General features: G+C 65.4%; 10 protein-coding genes. 6 read left to right on the plus strand and 4 right to left on the minus strand.

From position 1 onward, the window contains the following. The first annotated feature begins 11 nt into the window (after positions 1-11). Genes AC1D1Y_RS13310 through AC1D1Y_RS13330 form a run of 5 tightly spaced genes read left to right on the plus strand, consistent with a single transcriptional unit; the run spans position 12 to position 5,216 of the window. Positions 12-320 carry a sarcosine oxidase subunit delta gene (locus AC1D1Y_RS13310; RefSeq protein ID WP_477682738.1) on the plus strand — a complete coding sequence of 103 codons (309 nt, stop codon included), beginning with the start codon at positions 12-14 and terminating at the stop codon, positions 318-320. After that, entirely contained in the window at positions 317-3,307 is a 2,991-nt protein-coding gene (locus AC1D1Y_RS13315; protein WP_477682739.1) for a sarcosine oxidase subunit alpha family protein, read from the plus strand. Before AC1D1Y_RS13310 ends, AC1D1Y_RS13315 begins: the two co-directional genes overlap by 4 nt. Next, entirely contained in the window at positions 3,300-3,902 is a 603-nt protein-coding gene (locus AC1D1Y_RS13320) for a sarcosine oxidase subunit gamma (protein WP_477682740.1), read from the plus strand. Before AC1D1Y_RS13315 ends, AC1D1Y_RS13320 begins: the two co-directional genes overlap by 8 nt. Beyond that, positions 3,899-4,357 carry a hypothetical protein gene (locus tag AC1D1Y_RS13325; protein WP_477655407.1) on the plus strand — a complete coding sequence of 153 codons (459 nt, stop codon included), beginning with the start codon at positions 3,899-3,901 and terminating at the stop codon, positions 4,355-4,357. The genes AC1D1Y_RS13320 and AC1D1Y_RS13325 overlap by 4 nt, the downstream gene beginning before the upstream one ends. Then, complete coding sequence (locus AC1D1Y_RS13330) at positions 4,338-5,216, plus strand: formyltetrahydrofolate deformylase (RefSeq protein WP_477682741.1); 879 nt, start codon at positions 4,338-4,340, stop codon at positions 5,214-5,216. Before AC1D1Y_RS13325 ends, AC1D1Y_RS13330 begins: the two co-directional genes overlap by 20 nt. A 91-nt stretch (positions 5,217-5,307) precedes the next feature. Here AC1D1Y_RS13330 and AC1D1Y_RS13335 read toward each other — a convergent pair whose 3' ends face one another. Together AC1D1Y_RS13335 and AC1D1Y_RS13340 are read right to left on the minus strand one after the other, a co-directional pair. After that, positions 5,308-6,288, minus strand: a complete 981-nt coding sequence (locus AC1D1Y_RS13335; protein ID WP_477682742.1) for a tripartite tricarboxylate transporter substrate binding protein — start codon at positions 6,286-6,288, stop codon at positions 5,308-5,310. A 58-nt stretch (positions 6,289-6,346) separates the two neighbouring features. Beyond that, positions 6,347-7,441 carry a threonine aldolase family protein gene (locus tag AC1D1Y_RS13340; RefSeq protein ID WP_477682743.1) on the minus strand — a complete coding sequence of 365 codons (1,095 nt, stop codon included), beginning with the start codon at positions 7,439-7,441 and terminating at the stop codon, positions 6,347-6,349. Positions 7,442-7,512: 71 nt separating this feature from the next. On the opposite strand from AC1D1Y_RS13340, the gene AC1D1Y_RS13345 reads away from it, so the two are divergent. Beyond that, entirely contained in the window at positions 7,513-8,445 is a 933-nt protein-coding gene (locus AC1D1Y_RS13345; protein WP_477682744.1) for a LysR substrate-binding domain-containing protein, read from the plus strand. Positions 8,446-8,572: 127 nt separating this feature from the next. Here AC1D1Y_RS13345 and AC1D1Y_RS13350 read toward each other — a convergent pair whose 3' ends face one another. Both AC1D1Y_RS13350 and AC1D1Y_RS13355 read right to left on the minus strand, forming a co-directional pair. Further along, the gene (locus AC1D1Y_RS13350) at positions 8,573-9,523 is read right to left on the minus strand and encodes an electron transfer flavoprotein subunit alpha/FixB family protein (RefSeq protein WP_477682745.1); all 951 of its coding nucleotides are present in this window, start codon (positions 9,521-9,523) and stop codon (positions 8,573-8,575) included. Between the two features lie 11 nt (positions 9,524-9,534). Continuing rightward, on the minus strand, positions 9,535-10,066 hold a 532-nt coding region (locus AC1D1Y_RS13355), incomplete at its 5' end, for an electron transfer flavoprotein subunit beta/FixA family protein (RefSeq protein WP_477682746.1).

A 10,066-nucleotide genomic window follows, 5' to 3' on the forward strand; every position in this document is an offset into this window, starting at 1 on the left:
GAAACAAGCCCATGTTGCAAATCAACTGCCCCTGGTGCGGCGACCGCGCCGAGCCTGAATTCACCTGCGGTGGGGAGGGGGGGATCGTCCGCCCCCTGGCCACGGAAACCATGACCGACGCCCAGTGGGGCGACTATGTTTTTATGCGAAAAAACCCCAAGGGCCTGCACCACGAGCAATGGCGCCACTCGAGCGGTTGCGGCCGCTGGTTCAATGCCTTGCGCCACACGGTGAGCTACCGCTTTGAAGCCACCTGGAAGATAGGCGAGGCGCCGCCCGCGGCCATGCCCACCGCCGCGAAGCCGGGAGGTGCCCAATGAGCGCCCGTCTGCCAACCGGCGGCCGGATCGATCGCCGGCGCGCCATCAACTTCAGCTTCAACGGCCGCGCCTACCAGGGCTTAGCAGGCGACACCCTGGCGTCGGCGCTGCTGGCCAACGGCGTGTCCCTGGTGGCGCGCAGCTGGAAATACCACCGCCCGCGCGGCATCCTGTCCGCCGGTGTCGAGGAACCTAACGCGCTGGTCCAGCTGTTTGACGGCGCCCGCACCGTGCCCAATGCGCGCATGACCGAAGTGGCGCTGGTCGAGGGCCTGAGCGCCCGCTCCATCCACGCCAGCCCGAGCATTGAGTTCGACACCGGTGTGGTCAACGGCTGGTTCTCGCGCCTGATCCCGGCCGGCTTCTATTACAAGACCTTCATGGCGTCCCAGGCCGCCTGGCATTTCTTCGAGAAGCGCATCCGCGCCTCGAGCGGCCTGGGCAGCTCGCCCGCCGAGGGCGACCCCGATCGCTACGAGAAGCGCTACGCCCACTGCGATGTGCTGGTCGTCGGCATGGGCATCGCGGGCTTGACGGCGGCGCTTGCCGCGGGCCGCTCCGGCGCGCGCGTCATGGTGTGCGACGAGCAGTCCGAGCCGGGCGGCTGGCTGCTGTCCAGCGACGAGCTGGTTGACCAGGTGCCGGCCGCGCAATGGGTGGAGCGTGCGCTCGCCGAGCTGGCGGCGATGCCCGAAGTCACGGTGCTGCCGCGCACCACGGCCTTCGGCTACCAGGACCATGACCTGCTGACACTGGCCGAGCGCCGTGGCGACCACCTGGCGCCGGAGCAGGCGCCGGTGTTCCGCGAGCGGCTGTGGCGCATCCGGGCCAAGCAGGTCGTGCTGGCCACCGGCGCCCACGAGCGCCCCCTGGTCTTCGGCAACAACGATTTGCCTGGCGTGATGCTGGCGGGCGCTGTTTCCACCTACGTGCGCCGCTACGCCGTCCTGCCGGGGCGCCAGGCCGTCGTGTTCACCAACAACGATGCCGGCTATGACGCGGCGCTGGCCATGAAGGAGGCCGGCGCGGCGGTCCTGGTGGTCGATGCGCGCCCGGCGCCCAGTGGCTCCCTGAGCCAGCGCGCCGGCGGCGCCGGCATCACCATCCTGAGCGGCCATGTGGTCACCGAAGCGCGCGGCGGCAAACGCGTCAGCGGCGCGGTGGTGCAGCCCATCGACGCCGAAGGCCGCCTGCTGGGAACGCCGCGCACGCTGGCCTGCGACCTGCTGGCCCTGTCGGGCGGCTTCAGCCCGGTGATCCACCTGCAATGCCAGGCCGGCAGCAAGGCGGTGTGGGACGATGACAGGGCGGCTTTCCTGCCGGGCACGCCGGCGCAGTCCGAACGCTCGGCCGGCGCTTGCGGCGGCATGCTGTCGCTGCGGCAGAGCGCGCAGGACGGCCTCACCGCGGGCATGGATGCGGTGTGGGCGCTGGGCTTTACCGCCGACGCGCAGGCGCCCGAAGTGGCCACTAGCGACAGCGGCGAGCTGCGCGCGCTGTGGCTGGTGCCGCATCCGCGTGGCGTGAGCCGCGCACCCAAACAGTTTGTCGATCTGCAGAACGACGTGGCGGCCTCGGACATTCACCTGGCCGTGCGCGAAGGCTTCGAGTCGATCGAGCACGTCAAGCGCTACACCGCCATGGGCTTTGGCACCGACCAGGGCAAGACCGGCAACATCAACGGCATGGGCATCGCCGCACTGGCGCTGGGCAAGACCATTCCCCAGGTCGGCACCACCACCTTCCGCCCGAACTACACGCCGGTGACTTTCGGCGCGGTGGCGGGGCTGGAGCTGGGCGACGCCTTCGACCCGATCCGGACCACCGCCATGCATGAGTGGCATGTGAAGCGCGGCGCGCTGTTCGAGGACGTCGGCCAATGGAAGCGTCCCTGGTACTACCCCCAGAACGGCGAAGACCTGCACGCCGCCGTGCGGCGCGAGGTGCTGGCCGTGCGCAACGGTGTCGGCACGCTCGACGGCTCCACCCTGGGCAAGATCGACATCCAGGGCCCGGACGCCAGCATCCTGCTGAACTGGATCTACAGCAATGCCTGGTCCAAGCTGGAGATCGGCAAGTGCCGCTACGGCCTGATGCTCGATGAAAACGGCATGGTGTTCGACGACGGCGTGACCGTGCGGCTGGCCGAGAACCACTACCTGATGCACACCACCTCCGGCGGCGCGGCGCGCGTGCTGGCCTGGATGGAACGCTGGCTGCAGACCGAATGGCCGCACCTGAAGATCTACCTCACCAGCGCCACCGACCACTGGTCGACGTCCATCGTCGCCGGCCCCAAGAGCCGCCACGTGCTGAAGAAGATCTGCGAGGACGTGGACTTCGACGACGCGGCCTTCCCCTTCATGTCATACAGGGACGGCACGGTCGCCGGCATCAAGGCGCGCATCATGCGCATCAGTTTTTCGGGTGAGCGCTGCTATGAGGTCAACGTGCCGTCCGGCGACGGCTTGCGCCTCTGGGAGGCGATCCACGCCGCCGGCGCCGAGTACGGCATCACGCCCTACGGCACCGAGACCATGCACGTGCTGCGTGCCGAGAAGGGCTACATCATCATCGGCCAGGACACCGATGGTTCCGTCACGCCGCTGGACCTCGGCATGGGCGGTCTGGTCACCAAGACCAAGGACTGCCTGGGCAAGCGTTCGCTGGCGCGCGAAGACACCGCGCGGCCGGACCGCAAGCAACTGGTTGGTCTGTTGCCCGATGACCCGGGTTTTGTGCTGCCCGAGGGCGCGCAAATCCTGAACGAGCAGCCCACCGCCGAGACCGCGCCCATGGTGGGCCACGTCACCTCGAGCTATATGAGCCCGACGCTGGAGCGCTCCATCGCCATGGCCCTGGTCAAGGGCGGCGCAAGCCGCATGGGCGAGCGCGTGTTCGTTTCGATGCAAGGGGGCAGGATCGCCGCCGCCACCATCGCCAATCCGGTCTTTCTCGACCCCAAAGCGGAGCGCCAAAATGCTTGAATCCCCCCAACGCTTCTCTCCGGCCGCGCGTGTCCCGTCGGCGCGGTCCCTGTCGGACCAGGCCCTTCTGGTCGGCTGGCGCACCGGCCTGTCCATCGTCAACCTGCGCGGCAATGCCGAAGACCCAGCGTTCCGTGAGGCGGTCTCCCGCGCGCTCGGCCTTGAACTGCCGGTCCAACCCTGCACGAGTACGGCCAACGCCGGGCTCAGGCTGGTGTGGGTCGGGCCGGACGACTGGTTCGTCGTCGGTCCCAAGGGCGAGGCAGCCCTGATCGAGGCAAAGCTGCGCCAGGCCCTGGCGGGGCAGCATTACGCGGTGACCGATGTGAGCGGAGGCTACACCGTGCTGCACTTGAGCGGCGTCCCGGCGCGCGATGTGCTGGCGCAGGGTTGCCCGCTGGACCTGCACCCGCGTGTCTTCGGCCCGGGCTCCAGCGCCGGCTCGCTGTTCTTCAAGGCCTCGGTCTGGCTGTGGCAAACCGACGAGGCGCCTGTCTACGAAGTGCTGGTGCGCAGCAGCTTCAGGGGCTACGTCTGGCTGATGCTGGAGCGGGCCACGCAGGAATGCGGGCTGGTGATCCGGCGCTTTCAATGAACACCACCTGGACCGTCAGCATAGAGCGCCTGGAGATCCAGCTCCCGGTGGGCGTCTATGACGATGAGTTGCTGGCGCAACCGCTATGGGTCAGCCTCAAGGCCAGCGCCTGCACCAGCGCATCACCGGGTTCGCTCGGCCAGTGCCTGGACTATGCGCCGCTGTGCCATTGGCTGACACAGGTGTGGCCCGCCACGCCGCACACCCCCTTGCTCGAAACGCGGATGAACCAGCTGTTCGCTTTTGTCTTCTCCCTCGATGAGCGCGTGACGGACGTGTGGGTCGGGATGTACAAGCAGCGCATGAGCCGGCAGGCCTGGGCGGTCGGCATGGAGCGCCGCGTGACGCGCGCCGAATTTCATGCGCAGCAACTCGACGCCGAGGCCGGCGCAAAACGGCGCAGCGGCGACGCCATCCACCATGACAGGGCATCCTATGCATCCACAACACCCTGAATCCGTCCGTTATGTGCTGACGCTCGCCGTCGCCAGCGCCAGGGGCCAGGTGGCGGCCCTCACGGCGCTGTTGGAGCGGCACGACGCCTACATCGAGGAGTTTTCCGTATTTGACGACGTGATCGTGTCGCGGTTTTACATGCGGATCGTGTTTCGTCTTGATGCCGGAAGAAGCGGCGAGATCGACGCGCTGCGGCAGGCTTTCAGCGGCCTGATCGCAGGCTTCGACGCGGCCGAAGGCACTGTCCATGAGATGGGCCGGCCGGCCAAGGTCATGATCATGGTGTCAAAGGCCGACCATTGCCTGCGCGACCTGCTGGCCCAGTGGCGCCGCCGTGAACTGAATATGGACATCGTCGCGGTCGTGTCCAACCACGCCGATCTCGGGCCGATCGTCGAGTCCGAAGGCCTACCTTTCCATCACCTGCCGATCACGCCAACAACCAAGCCACAACAGGAAGCCGCGCTGCTGCGCTGCATCCAGGAATCCGGCGCCGAACTAATCGTCCTGGCCCGCTACATGCAGGTACTGTCCGAGGCGCTGTGCAAGACGCTGGCCGGGCGCGTCATCAACATCCACCATTCCTTCCTGCCCGGCTTCAAAGGTGCCCGGCCCTACGAGCAGGCGCATGCGCGCGGCGTCAAGATGATTGGCGCCACCGCCCACTTCGCCACCAGCGACCTCGACGAGGGCCCCATCATCGAGCAGGCCCTCGAGCGCGTCGACCACGCCTTCAGCCCGGAGCAACTGCTGAGCACCGGGCGCAACGTCGAATGCCTTGCCCTGGGGCGGGCGCTACGCTATGTGCTGGAACACCGGGTCTTCATCAATGGCCTGCGCACGGTGGTGCTGAGGTGACGGGCTGACGAGGCCGGCACGGATTGCATCCAGATGCAGGCGCCTGGCGAATCATGCACTGATCGGGTTCGATGAAGAGAGGCCCTTCCTGCTAGCTGTTCAGCTTGAATCCGGTCTGGGTCACGACCGACCGCCACTGCTGTATTTCTGCGCTCAGGTACTGTGAGAATACCTGAGGCCCCCGCGGAGTCGGGTCAATGTAAGCCTCGGCCATTTTGGTTTTGAACTCAGGCAAGTCCAGCACTTTGGAGATCGCCCCGGCCAGCCGCTCCAGAACGTCGGCAGGGGTTTTTGCGGGAGCCATGACGCCGTACCAATTGCTCACGACGACCCCGGGCACGCTTTCGGCAAAGGTCTGAACGTTGGGAAGCTTTGGGTCCCTCGTGCCGCTGGCAATGGCCAGCACCTTTAATTTCTTCGCCTGGATGTGAGGCATGCAGGCTGGAACGGAGTTGATTACCAGCGGAATCTGGCCTGCAATAACGTCCGACAGGGCCGCGCCGCCGCCTTTGTAGGGTACGTGCACGAGCTCCATCCCGGTTTTGAGTTTCAGCATTTCACACAGCAGGTTCCCGCTCGATCCCGGACCGGAGGTGCCGACGCCGAACTTGCCGGACTGCTCGCGCGGCAAAGCGAGCAATGCCTTGAGGGAGTCCGCGGGAAAGGAGGGATGGGCCACCAGCAGCTGGGGCGAGGAGCCGATCATGGTGAGCGGCGAGAAATCCTTGATGGAATCGAAGGCAATCCTGGGCTGCACGGCCGCATTCAGGGCGTGCGCCGCATCCGCCAGCAGCAGCGTATAGCCGTCCGCGGGGCTTTTTGCGACGGCGTCCGTGCCTATCAGCGCCGAGGCGCCGGCCTTGTTGTCGACAACGACCGTCCAGCCTGCCGTCTCGGACAGCTTCTGCGCAATCAGGCGCCCTACAAAGTCGGAGCCGCCGCCAGGCGAGTACGGAACGACCAACCGGATCGGACGATCCGGGAAACCACCGGCAAAAGAAGCCGGGCTCACGGACACAGCCGCGAGCGAAAGACCGGAAGCCACGAAGTCGCGGCGAGACATGACAGACATTGCTAAATCTCCTTTGTTGCGTCAAGAATGAATCGAAATTTCCATCACCGTAGCCACTTCATTCAGCAAGCAGCTTCTCCGCCGTCTTTTGAAACGCGGAAACGGCTGTATCCACGCCGAAAGCGTCGATGTGCCTGTGCGTCACCAGGCGCAGCCGGCGCTCACCCCACGCGCGAACCAGCACGCCGGCCTTTCGAAGCTCATGGACCCAGATGCTGCTGTCATGGCCGGTTACCGGCAGATCCAGCAGGACGATGTTGGTGTCGGGGACGGTCACGCGCAGAAGCAGCGGGTGGATACTGTTTAACCCCCGGCTCAGGCGACGCGCGTGAGCGTGGTCTTGCATGAGACGGTCCGGCATCACCTGCACTGCTTCAAGTCCCGCTGCCGCGAGCACACCGATCTGCCGCTGGGTGCCTCCCAGCATCTTGCGCAAGTGCCTGGCCCGAACTATCGTTGCCGCCGGTCCCGTCAGCACCGCTCCCGCGGGCGCGCTGAGTCCCTTCGAAAGGCAAAGGGAGATGGTGTCCGCGGATCGCGCCACCGCATCGGCCGGCACGTTCAAGGCCACGGCCGCATTGAACAGGCGCGCGCCATCGAGATGAACGCAGGCGCCGCGGCTGTGCGCCCGTTCCCGAACTGCCTGCATGTGTGCCAGAGGCAGCACGGTGCCGCCGGCATTGTTATGCGTGGTTTCCATGCATACCAATTTGGTTTGCAAGGCTTTTGATGACCGGAGTGCCTGCTCCAGGGACTCAAGGTCCATGATCCCCGCTACTCCCGGGATGCCGAGGTAGAACACCCCGCTCAGCGTGGCGGCGCCCCGCTCTGACACGAACATGTGCGCGTCCGACTCGAGAACGACCTGGGACTGTCGTTCAGCCTGCGACAAGACTGCGAGCAGGTTGCCCATGGTGGCCGTCGGAACGTAGAGGCCGGCTTCCTTGCCGAGTTTGCCGGCCACGACCGCCTCGAGTTCGCGGACGGTGGGATCTCCATCGAGACCGTCATCGCCCAAAGGGGCTGTCCGCATCCTCTCGTACATCGCCTCCGTTGGCTGCGTCACAGTGTCGCTGCGCAAATCGACGACCAAGGCCTCGCGATCCGCATGATGCGCAAGCTCCGATGGTGTCGTCAAATGTCTTGCTGTCATGGAGGGCGAGTATTCCTGAAACTCCCCATTCCACGAAATGCGTTGTACGGTGCTCGTTATACAATTTTGATATGACGGACCGCCGCATAACGTTGAAGCACATCGAGGCCTTTCGCATCGTGATGCAGACCGGCTCGATGACGGAAGCCTCGCGGCGCTTGTACACCTCGCAACCGCAGGTCAGCCGGTTGGTGTCCCAACTGGAAGCGATCGTCCGCTTTCCGCTGTTCCAGCGCCATGGCACCCGTTTATTGCCAACGCTGGATGGCAAGCGGTTTTTTGAGGACGTCGAAAAGGCATTCGTCGGCCTGGCGGGCCTCGAGGCAGCCGCTTCAAACATTCTTTCGTTCGGAGGACGTCGCCTGACCGTGGCCGCAATGCCGCGTCTGGCCGCGGGGCTGCTGACGAGGGCCGTCATGCAATTCAAGGTGGACTACCCTGAAAGCCTGGTCACAATCCAGTCGGGCACGGCGGCCTCCGTCAACACGTGGGTGAGTTCGGGCTTGTGCGATGTCGGCTTGGCCATCATCTACGGCGACGATTCACCCGGCCTGCGAGCAGAGACGCTTTTCAGCATGGACTGCGTCATCGTGCTTCCGAAATCACATCGACTCTCGCGGCTCAAGCAAGTTCAGGCCGCGGATCTCGAGGATGAAGCCTTCATCTCATTTCCTGTCGGGAGCGCCCCGCGCGAGCGCATCGATCAAGTGCTTGCTTCCGCGGGAGTCAGGCCTCGAACCGTGCTGGAGTCCGACCTGGGTGCGTCGGTTTGTGCGCTGGTTGCGGCGGGACTGGGTGTCAGCGTGATCAATCCTCTGGCGGCGCTGGAGGAAAAGCGAGCTTCGGGCTTGGAGATTCGCGCATTCAAGCCGGCTGTACCCGTCCGCCTCGCCATGCTGCTTCCTCCTGCTGCGCAAGGATCGCGCTTGGTGGATGCCTTCACGGACCATGTACGCAGGGTGATTCAACCTGAACTCAAAGCCGTCCGGGCCCTCGGCCGGTAGCCGGGGACCGTGCCATGTCAGATATCTCCTGTCCGCTTGCCGCTCAGGGAGCTTATGACCGTGCCAGAGTCGAGCCGTTTTGCCCGGACTAGGTCTGGGCATCCAGGCGTTGAGGCCGCTGTCTCAACTAGTTGACAGAGATGCCTGCGACCAGYTCAGGCACAGCCGTGAACAAATCGGCTTCCAGGCCGTAGTCRGCCACGCTGAAGATAGGCGCTTCAGGATCCTTGTTGATCGCGACGATGACCTTGCTGTCCTTCATGCCGGCCAGGTGCTGGATCGCGCCGGAAATGCCGGCGGCGATGTAAAGCTGSGGCGCGACGATCTTGCCGGTCTGGCCCACCTGCCAGTCGTTGGGGGCGTAGCCCGCATCGACGGCGGCGCGCGAAGCGCCCARKGCSGCGCCCAGCTTGTCGGCCAGCGGCGTCAGCACTTCGTTGAACTTCTCGCTGGAGCCCATCGCGCGGCCGCCCGASACRATGATCTTGGCGGCGGTCAGCTCRGGGCGGTCGCTCTTGGCGATCTCGGAACCCAGGAAGSWCGACTTGCCGCTGTCGGCCACGCCCGCCGGCGTTTCGATGGCGGCGGAGCCACCGGTGGCGGCCGCGGCGTCAAAGCCGGTGGTGCGCACGGTRATSACTTTGGTSGCRTCCAGGCTTTGCACGATGGCRATCGCRTTGCCGGCRTAGATCGGGCGCTCAAACGTGTCGGCGGCRTCGACCTTGGTGATGTCGGAGATCTGGCCGACATCCAGCGTCGCGGCCACGCGCGGGGCAATGTTCTTGCCCGAGGCGGTGGCGGGAAACAGGATGTGCGAATAGTTGCCGGCGATGGCGACTACCTGCGCGGCCATGTTCTCGGCCAGGCCGTGGGCGAAATGATCGCCTTCGACGTGGATGACCTTGGCCACGCCGGCAATCGCGGCGGCGGCCTTGGCGGCGGCTTCGGCGCCCTTGCCGGCCACCAGCACGTGAACCTCGCCACCGCACTGGGCRGCRGCCGTCACGGTGTTGAGGGTGGCGGGCTTGATGGAGTTGTTGTCGTGTTCAGCGATTACGAGTGATGCGAGTGCGGTCATKTCATCAGTCCTTARATWACTTTGGCTTCGTTCTTGAGCTTGTCCACCAGGGCGGCCACGTCGGCCACCTTGATGCCGGCGCTGCGCTTGGGCGGCTCGCTGACCTTCAGGGTCTTAATGCGCGGCTTGACGTCGACACCGAGCTCTTCGGGCTTGATGTTGTCGAGCTGCTTTTTCTTGGCCTTCATGATGTTGGGCAAGGTGACGTAGCGCGGCTCATTGAGGCGCAGGTCGGTGGTGATGATGGCCGGCAGCGTGAGCGAAAGGGTTTCCAGGCCGCCGTCGACTTCACGCGTGACCTTGGCGATGCCGCCTTCAACTTCGACCTTGGAGGCAAACGTCGCCTGGGGCCAGCCCAGCAGCGCAGCCAGCATCTGGCCGGTCTGGTTGCAGTCATCGTCAATGGCCTGCTTGCCAAGGATGACGAGCTGGGGTTGTTCTTTTTCGACCAGGGCCTTGAGCAGCTTGGCGACGGCCAGGGGCTGCAGTTCTTCGGCGGTCTCGACCAGGATGGCGCGGTCGGCGCCTATGGCCATGGCGGTG

The organism is Polaromonas sp. P1_G1, assembly GCF_056405595.1.

Excerpts from the sequence above, each read along its gene's own strand:
- AC1D1Y_RS13310 (WP_477682738.1), top strand. The coding sequence starts at position 12 with ATGTTGCAAATCAACTGCCCCTGGTGCGGCGACCGCGCCGAGCCTGAA.
- AC1D1Y_RS13315 (WP_477682739.1), top strand. The coding sequence starts at position 317 with ATGAGCGCCCGTCTGCCAACCGGCGGCCGGATCGATCGCCGGCGCGCC.
- AC1D1Y_RS13320 (WP_477682740.1), top strand. The coding sequence starts at position 3,300 with ATGCTTGAATCCCCCCAACGCTTCTCTCCGGCCGCGCGTGTCCCGTCG.
- AC1D1Y_RS13325 (WP_477655407.1), top strand. The coding sequence starts at position 3,899 with ATGAACACCACCTGGACCGTCAGCATAGAGCGCCTGGAGATCCAGCTC.
- AC1D1Y_RS13330 (WP_477682741.1), top strand. The coding sequence starts at position 4,338 with ATGCATCCACAACACCCTGAATCCGTCCGTTATGTGCTGACGCTCGCC.
- AC1D1Y_RS13335 (WP_477682742.1), bottom strand. The coding sequence starts at position 6,288 with ATGTCTGTCATGTCTCGCCGCGACTTCGTGGCTTCCGGTCTTTCGCTC.
- AC1D1Y_RS13340 (WP_477682743.1), bottom strand. The coding sequence starts at position 7,441 with ATGACAGCAAGACATTTGACGACACCATCGGAGCTTGCGCATCATGCG.
- AC1D1Y_RS13345 (WP_477682744.1), top strand. The coding sequence starts at position 7,513 with ATGACGGACCGCCGCATAACGTTGAAGCACATCGAGGCCTTTCGCATC.